Source organism: Streptomyces varsoviensis, from assembly GCF_000718635.1.
Taxonomy (GTDB): Bacteria; Actinomycetota; Actinomycetes; order Streptomycetales; family Streptomycetaceae; genus Streptomyces; species Streptomyces varsoviensis.
The window spans coordinates 249,351-265,788 of sequence record NZ_JOBF01000006.1; the positions used below are offsets into that span (position 1 = coordinate 249,351).

General features: G+C 74.5%; 1 protein-coding gene. It reads right to left on the reverse strand.

The window, feature by feature from the left end:
- Positions 1-83: 83 nt before the first annotated feature.
- Positions 84-16,274: a hypothetical protein gene (locus IF55_RS12320; RefSeq protein WP_030880905.1), complete on the reverse strand. Its 16,191-nt coding sequence runs from the start codon at positions 16,272-16,274 to the stop codon at positions 84-86.
- Positions 16,275-16,438: the final 164 nt, after the last annotated feature.

Here is a 16,438-nt window from a genome sequence, read left to right on the forward strand (position 1 = left end):
CGCTCCGGTCCGACAGCACCCCGGTAAGACCCATCGGCCCCGGCGGGGACATCCCCGCCGGGGCCGACTCATGTCCGCCGCCGCTAGCGGAGCGAGTTCAGCGGGTACCGCGCCCCACCCGTGCCCTCCCGGCACCGGTCGGCGCTCAGGTTGCCGGCCAGGCCCGGCAGTTCCGCCCAGGCCGCTTCCCCGATAGCGCGCTGGTCGACCTGTTCCTGGCGGGCCTGGCGCACCTCTCCCAGCAGCCTCTGATGGGTCCGGAAGTCCTGGCCCCGCAGGTCCACGGCCTGGTCGAGGGCGTGCTCGGCCGCCTGTTCCGTCTCCTCGGCCTCGGCGACCTCCTCGTCGGCGGCGGCGAGCTGCCGCTCCACGCCGTCCGTGTTCGCGGCGGCGCGGTCGGCCGCCTCCTGGGCGACCTCGGTACGGGCCCGAGCCGCCGTCAACGCCCCTTCCGCTGCCCCCAGTTCGCTGCGCGCGGCGGCCAGGTCCGCTTCGGGGTCGGGTTCGGGCCCGGCGACGGACGAGGTGTCCGACGCGCTGTCGTCCGCGGCCTCGGCGGCCGCCAGGGCCGCTTCGGCCTCCGCCACCGCGCGTTCCGCGCTGGCGACCCGGATCTGGGCGGTCCGCTGCGCCTGCGCCTGGGTCCGGGCGACGCCCTCGGCGTCGGCCTGGGCCCGCTGGGCCTCGGCGAGCCGGTCGGCGACCGACTGCCGCTGCCGCTGGGCCTCGGCCAGTACGTCCGCCGCCTCCGTGTGCGCGGTGGTCGCGGCCGTCACCTCGGCCTCGGCGGCGGCCAGTTCGGCCGCGGCCTGTTCCAGGTCGGGCAGCAGCCACTGCTCGTGCGCGGCGGCGCCGGCCTCGGCGGCCACCGCGTCCGTCGCGGCGGTGATGTGCTGCCGTATCCGGTTCCAGGCGGCGGCGGTGGCGTGGGTGGTGTCGGCGAGCGAGCCGTCGGCGGCGAACGGCCAGAACCGCAGCCCGGTGTTGCCGCGCAGCGCCAGCTCCACCGGCCGCCCCGCCGCCTGGGCGGTGCGGGACCCCACGTACAGGGCGCGGGCCAGCGCCGTGCTGTCGGGGTCGGCGCCCAGGTCGAGCCAGAGCTGGGCGCTGCCCTCCTGGGTGTCCAGGCCCGCTGCCAGCGCGGCGGGCAGTTGGGTGACCGGGTGGGTGAGCCAGTTCCGCAGCGGGGTGTGCGGCTGCTCGTTCAGCATCGCCGGCAGGTCGTAGACCCGGGAGGCGCTGCGCGGCCCGATCACGCCGTAGCCGAGCAGGTCGCGTTCGAAGAGCCGGACGGTGGCGGTGCCGGTGACGTACCGGGTGCCGCCCGGGCCGTCGACCCGCAGCACCACGTCGACCATCGTCTGGTGGCTGCGGGTGTTGGTCTCGGTCGCGGACCGGGACGTGCCGCCCGTCTTGACGCGGTCCCAGCCGCCGCTGGAGTTGGAGCCGCCGCCGGTGCGGGTGACCGGCTGCTCGCTGAGTACGGGCACGGTGAAGCCGACCAGATGCAGGTTGGCCTGGTTGCCGCTCTCGACGGTCTGGTAGCCCAGGCCCGCGGTCGTGCCCACCGACGCGGAACTGGACTGCGAACGCGACCGCACCCGCAGCCGGTCCATGGCGATGTCCTCGGCCTCCGTCAGCGGCCGCGGGTTGTGCAGGCTGACCTGGAGAGCCGGGGGCGCCTCGCCGTCGGCCGGCCAGGCGCCGGGCACGCTGGACGTGCGCTCCCCGCCCGTGCCCGCCGGGGGGAGCGAGATCTCCCCGGCCTGGATCAGCTCCCCGAGCCGTACCGAGGCGGCCTCCGGCGTGAGGTCCGGCGTCAGGCCCCACGTCTCGGCGGCGCCCGGCGCGACCTCCCGGATCGCCTCGGCCAGCTCGTGGAAGGCGTTGTACGTGAACACGGGCGTCGCGCCCGTGGGCACCAGGGCGGGGCCGGCCGTGAACGGGGGCCTGCCGAACGGCAGCGGGCCCCGCTCCGTGGCAGCCAGCCGCGGGTCGTTGCCGGTGACCCAGGGCCGGACCGGCGGGGCGACCTCGGTGCGCGGCGGGGTCGTCTCCGAGCCCGCGAACCGCAGCGCCACCGACGCCGGGACCTGCACCGAGCGGGTCGGCCGGCCGCGCAGCAGCCGCTGCAGCCGCTGGGTGACGGACTCGCCCGAGGGCTCGGACAGGGTGACCCAGCCGGCCGCCGCGGCGCCGCCGAGCAGGTCCGGCGGCCAGTTCGGGATCAGTTGGGAGCGCACGGAGGCGGTCAGGGTGTAGCCGACGTCGTCGTAGTCCGCGGCGTTCTCGGTGCGGGTCCAGTGCCGGTCGTCGGCGCTGTGGTCGATCCGCGCGGACCGGGCGGCGGACCGGGAGGCGGACAGCGTGGGCCCGGTCCGGTCGGTACGGCCGGCCGCGGCGTTCGGACGCGGGTACCGGGTGATCGGGTTGACCCCCGCCTTCCGGGTGCGGGACGTGCCGTGGGACCGGCCCTCGACGTTCGGCGCGTGGATGCCGAGGTGGTCCAGGCCCGCCCCCTCGCCCGCCGGCCGGCCGCGCACCTGGCGCAGCGCCGCGGACTGGGCCTCCGGCTCGGCGGAGAGGGTGATCTGGAGGAGCCGGGTGCCGCCGGTCGTGGGGTAGCGGTACCACGCGGTCACCGAACCCCGGCCGGGCAGCGCCCGCAGCCGGTCCTGCGAGGTCATGCCGGCGATCTGGGCGGCGAGCCCGGACATGTACCCGACGCTGCCGGGCCGCGTCACGCCGGGCGCCTCCCGCTCCAGGAGCCCCACCAGTTCCTCGTGGAGCCGGTCGCGGACCTCGTTGCGGCGCACCGGGTGGTCGAGCTGGGTGACGTACCGGACGCTGCCGTAGCCGAGCTGCCGGGTCTGCACGAAGTGCTCGGGCAGCGGCAGCGTGTTGGGCGGTGTGATCGTCGCGGGGATGCCCGGGACTCCGGCGAACCAGCGGGCCAGGCCGTGCAGATGGCTGTCGGCGATGCTGAACCGCACCGAGCGCGGCAGGTCGATGGCGATCGTGATGTCGTCCCGGCTGCCGAGCCCGGCCAGGTGCCCGACGACGTTGCGGGTGCCCCGGCGCAGGGTCAGCAGCAGCGTGGCGTCGGCGGTGATCAGGTGGTGCCGGCCGGACTCCACCGGGACCCGCACGACCGAGGTGCTCGTCGACCGCGAGTTCCCGTCGTCGACGCCGCGGCTCTGGGCGGCGCGGCCGCCGGGCTGGGCCTGGAGGCCCCGGTTCGGCGGGGTGGGCGCCGACTGGAGCGCGCCGACGCTGACGCCGTACTCGCGGGTGCGGGTGACGGTGCGCTGCCGCGACCTGGTGTCCGTACTGGACATGTCGCTCTCGCCGTAGGCGGTGAACGACCCCTCGTGGGTGGGGTGGTGCAGGATGCCGCGGATGTCCAGGGACATCTCCTGGTCGGCGGCGAGTCCGGGCAGTACCAGGCCCTCGATGACGTACGCGCCGTTGAAGATCTGGTGCGAGCGGCCGATCAGGCTGGAGGGCCGGATCTGCTGGTACAGGGCCTCGGCCGCGAAGGCGCCCGAGTCCGTGGGCGCGGCGCCCGCCAGGTACCCCGCGACCCCGCTGCCCACGGCCGTCACCACACCGGGCAGCCGGCCGGTGGCCGAGTTGACCCACTGGCCGAACGCGTTGGTCGCCGGGTGGCCCGGGTAGGTGCCGTCGGCGAGCTGCTGGAACGCCCGCTGGATGGCGCCGGCGCCCCGGAAGTCGTCCACGTTCGCGTCGGACGGCAGCCGGATCTGCCCCGGCAGCGGGTTGCCCTCGCCGTCCGTCATCCGCAGCCGCCCGAAGTCGTCGTCCTGCCCGCCGCCGGTGCGGGTCGCGCGGATGACGTCCGGCTGCCGCGGCGCGGGGGCCGGGGCGTCGGCGGGGAGGGTACGGCCGTGCGCCACGGCGAGCGTGATGGTGCCCGGGACTGTAGAAGGAGGAGCGGTGGGGGCGGCCGGCTGAGCCGGAGCCACCGGGGCGCTCTGCCCGCCCAGTACCCGCGCGGGCACGGTCGGCATGTTCTGCGCGGCCGTCACGGGCGCGGGCAGGCCCTGCACCGGCTGCTGAGCCGTCGCGGGCGCGGGCCGGTCCGGGTCCTGGGCGAAGCGCACCAGCGGTTCCGGCGACGTGCCCTCGTAGAGGTCCAGCCCGAACCGGGCCGGAATCCGGAAGCGTTCGGTGCCGCCCTCCGTGGAGAGGTTGAACTGGTCCGTGGAGAGCGAGGTGCCGGCCGTCGAGGAGTAGTCGACCTTCTTGCCGCGGGTGCGGTCACCGGTCGTGTCCACCGCCCACTTGGCGTCGGGCGTCGCCCAGCGCGGGCCGCCGCCACCGCCCCACGAGGCGCCGAACTGGTTGCCGGTCTGCCGGGAACCGCTCGCCGCGTGGGAGCTGAAGGTCGCGGTCTGCACACCCGGCAGATGCCGCGTGTGCTCGGGCCGCGGCGCCTCCGTCTCCCCGGGCCGCGGCGTACGGTCCGGCCCGGCGGTGAACCGCAACTGCACATTGCGCTGACCGACCCTCCGGCCGGGCAGGTGGAACCACACGCGCCGCCCGCCGTCGACGGCGTCCGTCAGCGCGGTGTCCTGGCCGATCCCGGAGCGGAGCTGCTCGAACCGCCGCAGGTTCTCCAACTGGGCGCGCCGGCGCCTCTCGCTCGAACCGGACCCGCCGCGCTCCCGCGACGGCAGGAAGCCCTCCCGGCGCAGATACCGCTCCGCCCGGTCGAACAGCTCCTCGGTGCCCTCGATGCCGACGGGCACCGCGGCCTGCCCGATGCTCTCGACGTTCTCCAGATGCCCGGGGAGCCGCCGCGTCTCCGCCTCCGTGGGGACCCGGCCCTCGGCGACGTCCCGGGGCGGCACCCGGAGCTGGACGCCCTCCTCGTACGGGCCGAAGGAGCGGGTGATCTCGCCGCCGCCGGCCGGGATGAACGTGACGTCGTACGTGATGTCCGCGGGCACCAGCAGGTGGCCGCTGGTCGTGTAGAGGCCGTGCATCAGCGACGAACTGCTGCCGGTGCTCAGCCCTTCGTAGGGCGACCAGGACACCCCGGCCTTGCCGAAGACACCGCCGCCGTGCCGGGTGCCCGCGGTCGGATGGCCGGCCGCGGTGTCCGGCGTGAACATCGGGCCGCCGCTGCCGTCCACCCCGATGCCGCTGGTGAGCCGCACCGACTGGTCGACGCTGGAGCTGTGGGTACGCCACGCCTCCAGCGAGAAGCCGTCCGGCACCTGGTCGGACGGGGTCCCGAGCCGCAGCCTGGCGGCGACCCGGATCAGCCCCACCGCGTCGCCCTCCGCGTCGTACAGCACCGGCGAGTACACGCCGTTGTCGCGCTGCATCGGAAGGCTGCCGTGCAGCATCCGCTCGGACAGGAACTCGGTCAGGTCCTCGTGGGAGTCCTCGCCCAGGCCGCTGAGGTCGGCGAAGTCCTCGTGGCCGAGGATCTCGTCCCGCAGCCGGGCCGGCTCGACGACGCCCTCGGCGCCCCACAGCCACAGGCCGTCGAGCCCGGCGGGCTCCGGCATCGGCCCCCGCTCGCCCGTGGGGGCGAAGGCCCGGTGCTCCGGGAACCACACGGTCACCGTGCCCTGCGCCCGCTCCGGCCCCCACTCGGCCCGCGGATTCCGGTCCGCGTCGGCCCGCACCTGCCACTGGCTCGTGTAGTCCACGGCGTGCGCCTCGTCGCCGGCGCGCTGCACGGTCTTGGTCGACAGGCCCTCGCTGACCGTCACGGACTGCGAGAGCTGATTGTGCGTCACGCTCGCCGTGAGGGTGCCGTCGAACCAGCGCAGCGGCCCCTGCGGGCCTTCGTAGATCCCGATCCACGGGATCGGCACGGTGCGCACGGTGCCGGAGTCCTGGCTGCTGGAGGACGCCTGCCCGCCGTCGCCCGTCCGCTCCACCTTCGTCTTGTGCGGCACCTCGCCCGCGGTCCCGGCCCGCTGGTTCAGCCTCGGGTCGGTCTGCCGCATCCGTACGTCCACGGTGCGCTCGGCCCCGTCGACGGTGACCGTGACGCGGTGGCCCCGGCCGCTGCGCACGCTCGGCAGGTGCTGCGAGATCTCCGACACGCCGAGCGCCTCGGTGAGCTGCGCGCGCACGTCCGCCGCCGCGGCGCTCCCCGGCGCCACGCCCAGTTCGTCCAGCACCTGCTGGTACAGCCCGTCGAGGTTCTCCGGGGTCTGCGCCTCGTACAGCACCAGCCCGACCATGCCGTCGTGCCGGGAACCGTATTCGAGCGCGTACCGGGACAGAGCGCGCGGCGCGCTGCCCTCGCCCTCGCCCCCGTGCGGCGCCGGGGTCCGCTCGAACCCGTCGCCGCTGCCACGGCCGCTGCCATGGCCGCTGCCATGGCCGCTGCCGCTGTTGGCCGCCGCGCTCCGGGAGCTGCCCTCGCCGGGGTCGGCGGGGACCATCGCTGTGATCCGGCGGTGCTGGGGGGTCTGGCGGCTTTCGCGTACGGGCGTGGGGGCGGTGGTCTCCGCAACCGGGGTAGACGGGGCCTTCTGGCTCGAAGCGGCCTTGCTGCTCGTGACCTTGCTGGTCGTGCCCTTGCTCGAAGTTTCCTTGGCCTTCGAGGAGCTGGGGGCCTCCTTGGGCTTCGAGGAGCTGGACGTCGTGCTGCTCTTCGGCTTCGAGCCCAAGGGAGTCCGCTGGGGAGCGGGCGCCGTCGGGCGCGGGTCGGCGCCGAAGAACACCTCCGGCTGTGCCGGGGTACTGGCGGGAGCCGGTGTGCCGAGGGCGCGCGGCACCATCGACGACTCCTCGGCCGGGGCGGAGGCAGGGGCCGGAGCCTGGGCACGGACGCGGGCCGGAGTTTCCCGCACCGGCGGTGCGGGCTGGACCGGCCGGGCCTCCGCCGGAGGCTGGGTCGCCGCCCACTCCGCCGTGAAGGGCGGCGGGTCCTGCTGCTGGAAGAGGACGGCCGGGCGGCCGTCTTCGGGACCGGCCGCCCAGGAAGCGCCGTCCGGCGTCAGTACGGTCAGGTTCAGGTTCAGTACGGGCGCGGCGACCGCGAGGGTCAGCCAGTCCGAACCGTCGGAGCCGGTCCGTACGGCCCGTACGGCCTCGTCCTCGGAGCCGTCGGACGCGAGCGGCCGCGCCGTCCCACCGGGGGCGGTCTGCCCGGTGAGGGCAGGCCACAGCCGCCGCTCCCCTGGGGGCAGGCGCAGGTCGGCGGCGAGCGCGTCGGCGAGGCCGTCCCGCAGCTCCTGCGTCCCGGCGGGCCGGCTGTGCCCGGCCAGCCGGCCGGTCTCCCCGGGAGCGGTGGCGTTCAGCGCGTGCGCCAGCGTGTCGCCGTTGTCGATGATGTACACCGGCTCCAGCCCGCGCCCGGCCACCCGCTCCTCGGGCGAGGCGCCCGGGCGCTGTTCACCGGCGGATGCGGGCTGTTCGGTACGGGCGGTCGGCGCGGTACGGGCGGGCTGCTCGACCGGGCGCCGCTGCTCGGTACGGGACGGCTGCTCCGTACGGGAGGGGCGCTCGGTGCGGGAGGATGGCTCGGTACGCGACGACGGCTGCTCGGTACGAGACGGCCGCTCGGTGCGGGAGGACCGGTCGCTGCGCGACGACCCTTCGCCCCGGCTCGGCCGCTCGGTGCGAGACGACCGGTCACCGCGGCTCGACCGGTCGCCGCGGCTCGACCGGTCACCGTGGCCGGAGCGGTCGCCGCGTCCGGACCGGCTCGTCGTCCCCTCGCTGGTCTCGGGCCGTTCCAGGACCGTGGTGGTGGACGAGGTGCGAGGCGCGAAGTGCGTCTCTTCCGGCGCCTCCTCCTCGCCGGCCCCTTGCCGCTGGAAGAGGCCGGATTCCTCCAGACCGGACTCGGAACGCGGCGAGTGGCCCGCCGCAGGTGTCGGTTCCAGTTCGCTTTCGGCACGGGCCCACAGGGCCCGGAACCCGGCCAGTACGTACGGGTTGTCCTGGCTGCCGAGCGCTCCCGACCGGCCCGGCCCGTACAGCCGCTGCAACAGCGGCAGCAGCTCGGGGTCGTTCTGCTCGACCCAGTCGGCGCCGTTGTTGCGGGGCCGGCCGGTGATGGGGTCGGTACCGGTGTTGGCTCCCTGGTAGGCGTTGCTGAGCTGGGCGAAGTACTCGTACGCCGAGCTGGAGGAGTAGTTGGGGAAGACTCCGTCGGGCCAGTTCTGGGCGGTGCCTTCGCGCCGCTTGGCCTCGTAGACCTCCGTGATCCGGTTGCGGTCGGCCTCGCTGAGCACCGAGTGGAGGGCGTGGGCCCACTCGTGGCGCGCGCTGGAGTAGCCGTCCTCGAAGACGTCGGCGTGCGGCACGCCGGTGGTGTCGCCGAGCAGGTTCTCCTCGCCGACCCAGGCGAGCCGGCCGCGGAAGGCGCCTCGCTCCGTCTCGATGGCCCGCCCGTGGTCGTTGGTCTCGTCCGGCTCGTGGAACGGGTCGAACGACGTCAGCGGCGTGTCGCGCGGGACCACGACGAGCCGTCGCCGCCCCGTCAACAGGCCGACCGTGGTGTCCGGGTCCCCGAGCATCCCGGAGATCAGGGCCTCGGCCTCCTGCCGGGCCTCCTCCGGCCGGTCCGTACCCGGCGGAACCACGACCAGCAACTGGGCCGCAAGGTCGCTGAAGTCCTGCGCGGGAAGCGAGTCGCGCAACCCCGCCACCAGCGACTCGTCGGTGGCCAGGGCCTCCCGGTCGGGCAGCGGCAGCGCGCCCACCGCCGCGGCGCGCTCGCCCGGCTCCATGGCCGGGAGCTGGCCGGCAAGTTCGACCAGGGCGGGAGAAGGCGCGGCAGCGGCCGGTACGGGCGTGGGGGCTACGGGCGCGGCCGGATGAGCGGTCGTGTCCGCCGCTTCGGGGGCCCGAGCCGGGCCGCTGTTCCCGGTGGTCCGGGTGGGCGGCGAGTACTGGGAGTACGCGACCGACGAGTACCCCTGCTGCGCGTAACCAGGCTGCTGGGAATAGTCGATGGGCCAGCCCACCGCCTCCAAGCCACGCCGCACACGAGCCTGGTTGTAAAGACGAAGCGAGAAATCCGAAAGTGTCGCCGCGCCCTGCACCGTGGTGGCCTGGGTCGCCTGCTCCGGCGCCGGTCCGTAGGCGCGGTTCTCCGTCACCACCACCAGCGGATCAAGAAGCGCCCTACCCCGGACCGGGTTGCCTTCCAACTGCACGAAATGCGTGCGGATCGACATCGCCTCAAGCTGGCTGACGAACCGAGCCGGCTCCGCGACGAGCAGGTTATCGAGATACTCGCCGAACGTAGCAGGCTGATGCTCCGGACCGCGCTGCCTCATCAACCCATCGAGCAACGCGTCATTCGGCCGGGAGGAATGACTGTTGAAAGTCCGGGTGAACCTGGCCGCCAGAGCATCGGCATTCGCCTCCAGGAACGCCTGGGGTGCGTACCCGAGCCCCGACCGAATCGCGGCCAGGGAAGCACGCGACGACGCGACCGTGTAATCCTTCGGGTGATGCTGTGGCGACCGCCCCCGAATGACTGCGGCGACCTGCATATAGCCGAGTGCCAGGGCGCCACGCAGCTCGTCGGCGTCCCACTCCGTCACGTAAGGAGCGAAATCGGGGTTCTGACCGACCCAATTCCGAAAAGCGTTACGGGCGTCCCGGCTGAAATCGAGAGCCGCATCCGCATCCCGGCGAGCCACCTGCGTCGGCGGAGTACTCCCCAGAGTATTCGACCTCACATGCCGGATGTACTCGGCCATTTCACTGAGCGGCGACGTCGCGGTCTGATGCACCAGCATGTGGTTGGTGCTATACGAGTTGATCTTGACTCGCAGACCCTCCGCGAGCTGATCGACCTCGTACCCGAGCGATGCGGGGAAAAGCTGGCTCAGCGTATAGCTCCGCTCCGGCGTGACCCGCCGGAGAATCTGCAGCACCTGCTCGAAGGCCGCGACCACATCGGACCGCTCAGCCCGCCCGTCGAACGCGCCGCCCTGAAGACCACGGGACGGACGCGTCACGATCTCCAGGACCGGCACCCCGCCGAACTTGTCCAAGGTGATGGTCAGCAGCCCCGGCAACTCGACGACGTTGCCGTACTCACCGGGGTCATCGTCGTGGCCCAGAACCACCTGATAGCCACGCAGTTCGGCCTCGAAGCCGTCGGCCGGACCGTAACCGGTGACCTGCGGCTGACGCTGCGGGACCGGCACCAGCGGCACCATCTGGCTGCCGCCCGCCGACCGGTGCCGGGAAGAAGGCCCCGGCTGGGCGGCGGGCTGCGACTCGAACTCCGCCAGCCGGGCGTTGACCGCCCTGCGAAGCTGGCTCACCGCCTCCCAGCGGTGGCTGCTCCGCGACTTGACGGCCCGCCAGGCGTCCACCGCCGTGAGCACACGCTGCAGATGCCGCTCACTCGGGTTGTCCGGCAGCCGCCGCACCGCGTCATCGATCGCACGCAGTTCCTCGGAACGCTTCTTGCCCGAAGCGGAAGCCTGCTGCCAATCGCGGATCGGGTCGCTGCCGCCACGACGGCTCGGAGGCGCGAAGTAGGTCTCGTTCTCGCCGGGTTGGGCGGAACGGCCAGGCTGGGCGGCGGGTTGGTGGGTACGGCCAGGCTGCTGAGCCGGCTCGGACGGCGCCGGCTGCGCGGGCCGCCCGTTCTGCGAGGGCTGGGTGTTCTGCGAGGGCTGGGCGTTCTGCGGCGGGCGCTCGTCCTGTCCGGGCCGCTGGGTCGGAGCGGGCCGCGGACTCGCTACGGGCCCCCGGCCGGGGATGAGGGCGGTCAGCAGGTCCGTGGCCGGGAGGTGGCCGGCGCGCAGGTGCTCGGCGGCGACCAGGTCCACGACCTCGTCGGGCCGCGAGACGACGCCTGCCGGGTTCTCATCCGGCGCCACCTGCCGGATACGGCCCCACACCGCGTCCTCGGCCCACTGGACGGACTCCTCCCGCCGGTCCTGGGGCACGGCGGGGTCGTGGAGCCGCTCGTGCGCGGCGTCGATGTCGAACCGCGCGGCGCCGGGGTGTCGGTGCGAGGGGGCGGGCACGGGTGCGCCCGCCTCCGGCTCCTTGCCCTTCGCGGTCTGCCCGCCCTTCGCGGACTGCTTGCCCGGCTCGGGCACCGGCACGGCGCTCGTTCCGGACGGCTTGTCCGTCGCGGGGTGCGTGGCCGGGGCCTCGCCGGGCGCCTGCTGCCGGCCCGTGCCCGTACGCGGGTCCGTGACGGGGGAGGTCGGCGTCGCCTCGTCCGTACCGGGGACCGGCTGGCGGCCGTTCGTCGGCTGGTGGAGCGGGGGTACGGGCAGCGGCTCCGCGGACTCGTGGGCCGGGCCGCTCGACGTGGCGCCCGTACGCTTCCCACCGGGCTCCGAGGCGCTGGCCTTGGCCGTGTCCCCCTTGGCCATGTCCCCGGCCGTGTCCCGCCATTGCGTGGGCGCCGTGCTGTGGCCGTTCGCGCCCGTCCGCTCGGGGGTCGGCGGCAGGTGGGGCCGGCCTTCGCCGTGTGCGTCGCCGTGTGCGTCGCCGTATGCGTCGTCGTGCCCGTGGCCACGACCGTCGGTCACCGTAGAAGAGCCCTCGGAGGGCGCCTTCGTGGACGCGCCGCCGCGTTCCCCCTCGCCGGGGGCCCGGCCCTTGGCGCCGGGCTGGTGGTCGCCATGGGCCGCCGCGCCGTCGGATGCGGACGACGACGTGGGCGAGTGCTCGCCCCCGGCAGGGTGCTTGGCGGCCGGGGCCTCCGGCTCGGGCCGCTCCAGCACCGCGACCTGCGTCTGACGGCCCTGGCCGGAGGACGACGACGTCTGCTGCTCGGTCTGCGGGCCGTCCGTCCCGTGATCTCCCTTGCCGGTACCGATACCGGTGCCGCTGCCGGTGTCCTGGCCGCTGTCGCCGCGGCCGGCGCCCTTGGCGTTGCTGGAGCCCAGGTCGTTACGGCCGCCGGGGCCGCCCTGCGGCTCGTCCCTGCGGCCGGGCTCCTCGAACTCGTTGGACCGGTTCCCCCGGCCCTCGCCGCGGGGACCGGACGCGGGGTCGCTGTTCATGCGGTGCCGGTTGTTGAGTTCCCGCTCGAATTCGAGCTCGTCGAGGCGGTTGTCGAATTCGCGCTCCCACCGGTTCTGGCTCTCCGGGTCGCCGCTGCGCTGGGCCTGCGCGTACCGGTCGGCCCACCCGCGCGCTTCCTGAGGGGACATTCCCCGGCGCTCGCCGAACTTGGCGATGTCCATACCGACCCGGTCCGGAGACGGGCCCGAGTTCCCGGCCCCCTTACCGGCCCCGCCCGCGTCCTCACCATTCCGGTTCTGGTGGAACTCGTGCTCCAGCTTCAGCTCGTCGAGCCGGTTCTCGAACTCCCGCTCCCACCGGTTCCGCGCCTCGGCACCGCCATTGTGCTGGGCGTCGGCATACCGGTCGCCCCACCCGCGCGCTTCCTGAGGCGACATGCCGCGGCTCTCGCCGAACCGCGCGATGTCCCTGCCCACCCGCTCGGGGGTCGGGGTCAGCGCGCCGATCTCCTCGCCGGACCGGGAGGTGCCTTCGCCGTCCCGGCCGCCCGCGGAACGCGGCGCGTTCAGCTCATCGAGCCGGTTGTTGAACTCCCGCTCCCACTGGCTGCGCGCCTCGGAGCCGTCATGCTGCGCCTCGGTGTACCGGTCGCCCCAGTTCCGCGCCTCCCGAGGGGACATCCCCCGGTCCATACCGAAACGCGCGATTCCCTGGCCCATGCCGTCCGAGACCGGCCGCGGTTCCCGGTTCCCGTCGCCGTCCGCCGCCCTGCCCTCGCCTTCCGGGGCGGACGAATGCGGCGCGTTCAGCTCGTCGAGACGGTCGTTGAACTCCCGCTCCCACTGGCTGCGCGCCTCATAGCCGCCGCGCTGCGCCTCCGTGTAGCGGTCGCCCCAGGCCCGCGCCTCGCCGAAGGACATGCCCTGCGACTCGCCGAACCGGGTGACTTCCTGGCCGCCGCGGTGCGCGTCCGGGTCCGTCAGTTCGCCGCCGCGCTCCTCGAATTCGTTCGTCCGGTCGCCCCGCTCGCCGCCGGGCCCGGCCGGCTCCTGCACCCGCCCTTCGGGCCGGTGCCCTTCCGGCACGCGTCCTTCCGGCCCGTGCCCTTCCGGGCCGTGCCCCTGCGACGTCTGCCCTTCGGGCTTGCCGCCCGACGTGCCCGGGGAGTCGCCGACCGGTCGGGAGGATGTCGGGGCGGCGGGGCCGGGCTTGCTCGCCAGGGCGCTGCCCCGGTCCTCGAACTCGTTGGAGCGGTCGCCCCGGCCGCCGCCGGGCGCTATCAGCTCGTCGAGCGTCTTCTGGTTTCCCGGCCGCAACTTGCTGGAGGACCCCGACGGCTCCGTACCGGTACCCGTACCCGTACCCGTGCCCTTGCCGGCACCGGGGGCGTTGCCCTTGGCCTGCGTCTCGATGTGGGTGGTGCTGCCGTTGCCGTGGTTGGTGCGCAGGCCGCCGCCGGCGGCGCCCGAGCCGTCGCCGCCCTTGCCCGGCCGCCCGCCGGGTACGTCGTCGAGCGTGGCGGGACGGTCGTAGCCGGCTCCGGAGCTGGAGCGCGTCGACGCCTTGGGGCCGCTGCCGCTGCCCTGCGGCTGCTCGCCGCCCTTGCCCGCGCCGCGCTCCGGGCGCGGCTCGTGGTGGCCGAACGGGTCCCGCTGGCCCTCGCCGAGCGGCCTGCCCGGGCCGGCGAACGGGTCCTTGCCGCCCGCCCCGCCACGCTCGCCCGTCTCGCCCGTACCGCCCGGCTTGGAGCCGTCGCCGAGCGCCCCCTCGGGGCGGTTGTGATCGGTGGCGGGGTAGTCGTAGCCCCGCCCGGTCGGCTGCGGCTTCGCCGGTCCGTCGGTCCGGCCGCCTGCCCGGCCGTCGGGGTCCGGTACGCGCGTACCGTGCGGGTTGTTTCCCGAACCGCCCAGTCGCTGCCCCGGGTTGGCCATCGGGTCGCGCCCCGAACCGTTCAGTTCATCGGGGCGGCCGTTGGTGGTCGTGGCGGGGTAGTAGTAGCCGCGGCCGGTCGGCTGCGCCTTCACCGGACCGCCGCCCTCGCCCTTCGTCCCCGGGCCCGGGAACGGGTTCTCGCCATCGCCGCCCAGCCGGCGGCCGGGGCCGGCGAACGGATCGCGCCCGGAGCCGCCGGAGTTGTGGCCGCCGCCCGTCTCCTCCGGCGCGCCGTTGGTCGTCGTGGCCGGGTAGTCGTGGCCCCGGCCGGTGGGCTGCGCTTTCCCGGGCCCGCCGGTCTGGCCGTCGGGGTCCGGTACGCGCGTACCGTGCGGGTTGTTTCCCGGACCGCCCAGCCGGTGGCCCGGATTGGCCATCGGGTCACGGCCCGTGCCGCCGGACGGCGAACCGCCCTCCGAACCGCTCTCCGTCCTACCGGGGTCCTGCGCCCGCACGCCGTGCGGATTGTTGCCCGGGCCGCCCAGCCGGTGCCCGGGGTTGGCCATCGGGTCACGGCCCGTACCGCCGGACGGCGAACCGCCCTCCGAACCGCTCTCGGTCTTACCGGGGTCCTGGGCCCGCACGCCGTGCGGGTTGTTCCCGGGGCCGCCCAGCCGGTTGCCCTCGCCGGTGAAGTGGTCCCCCGTCCCGCCGGGCGCGTGGTTGTCGGTCGTGGCCGGGTAGTCGTAGCCGCGGCCCTCGTGCGTCGTACGGGGCCGGCCGGGGGGAGCGACCGTCTTGTTGCTGTCGCCCCCGTTGCCGCTGTTACCGCGGGACCCGTTGTCGGCGTTGTCGCCGTTGGTGCCCCTGCTGGAGTTGCCGTTGCTGTGGGTCTCCCCGGGAGAACGCGTCTGTCCAGGGGAATGCGTGTCGCCGGGGGAATGCGTCTCCCGGGGGGATTGCGTGTTCCGGGGCGCGCCCTCCCCCGGCCCGGGCTCCGTACGGCGTCCGACCGGCGCGCCACCGCTGTCGCCGCCGTTCTCGTATCCGCCCGTACGGCCGTTGCCGTTCTGGTTCCCGCCCGTACGGCCGTCCCCCCGCGGGACGTGTGGCCCGCCGTCGCCCGTGGTGGCCTTACGCCCGTTCACCGGCGGGTTGGGCGCGGGGGAACCGTTCTCGGACCGGTTGCCGTTCGAACCGCCGCCACCGGTCACGCTCTTCTGCTGACTGGCCGGCGGGTTCGACGCCGGACCGTTCTCGCCCCGGCCTCCGGTGGAACCGTTGCCCCCGCCACCTGCCACATTCTTCTGCCCATTGACCGGCGCGTTGGGGACGGGGGCCTTGGCCTGGTTCCCGTGCCCCTGGCCGCCCGGGCCGGGGGTCGGCTTCGCCTGGTCCCCCGTCACGCCCGAACCCGGCTTGTTGGCGGGCGGCGCGACCTGCCCGGGGGGCGGCGCCGTCGTGGTGCGCTCGTGCTTGACCCCGCCGGGGTTGGGCATGCCGACGTCGCCGGAGCGACCGCCGCCGGCGGGACCGCTGTTGTTGGGGTGGGTCTCGTGGCTGGTGATGCCCTTGCCGTTGACCCCGCCGGGCACGGGCGCGCCCTCCTTGCCCGGGCCGCTGGAGACCGGAGTCGAGTGGTCGCCGCCGCCCAGCTTCCCGGGCGGGGACCCGATGGGGCCGTTGCCGCCGCCGCCCGGCAGGGGGTTGCCGTCGGTGGGGTTGGCCCTGGGGGGCGAGGCGGGCGGCTGGGTGTGCGGCTTGCCGGTGGTGGGGCCGGGCTTGACCGGGTGCGGGTGGTAGCGGAAGCCCGCCGCCAGGCCGCCCCCGATGGCGCCGAAGGCGCCGCCGATGCCCATGCTCCACGCCTCCATGCCCCAGTCGACGTCGTAGTCTGTGCCGGCGATCGCCGCCCCCACCTCGCCGAGGGCGACGTCGATGCCGAGGGCGGACGCGGCGCCGAGGACGGCGCCGCCGCCGATGGCGACGATGGTGGTGCCCACGCTGCCGAGGCGGGCGGCCATCTGGGACAGGATGGGCAGCAGCCGGGCCAGCACCTGGCCGATGATCGTCAGCAGGCTGCCGAGCAGCGGCCCGACGGCGAAGAACACGGCCCCCAGGAGCGCGCCGAGGATGTCGGCCCACATGGCGGCGTTGAGCTTCTTCGCGTACTCCTCGGCGGCCTTGTGCAGCTCCTCGCCGTAGCGGTTGATCGTCTGGCCGATGGTCCAGGCGGTCTCGGCGGCGCTGTCGAGGGTCTTGGCGACCCCTTCGCTCCAGGCGCGCTTGGCCTCTTTGCCGGCGGTGCCGGTCATGCCGAGGGAGTTGACCTGGGTGTCGACGGCGACCCGACGCTCGTGGAGATCGTCGCCGAGCTGGATCCAGGCGTTGCCCAGCGCGTAGATGTCGTCGATCTTGATGGTGTCGAGTACGGAATCCGCGTTGGCCATGGTCGGGGTCGCCCTCCTTGGGCGTACTGCTGCTTCTCAGACGTCCGCTGATCAAGCTCGGTGCTGGTCAGGCTCGGTGCTGGTCGGGCCTCATGCCGATGCTGCGTGCTGATAAGGCGTCATGCTGCTCAGGCAGCGTTCCGTTGCTGCCCATTGCTGCCCAG

Coding starts and splice junctions, on each gene's coding strand:
- IF55_RS12320 (WP_030880905.1), bottom strand. CDS start 16,274: ATGGCCAACGCGGATTCCGTACTCGACACCATCAAGATCGACGACATC.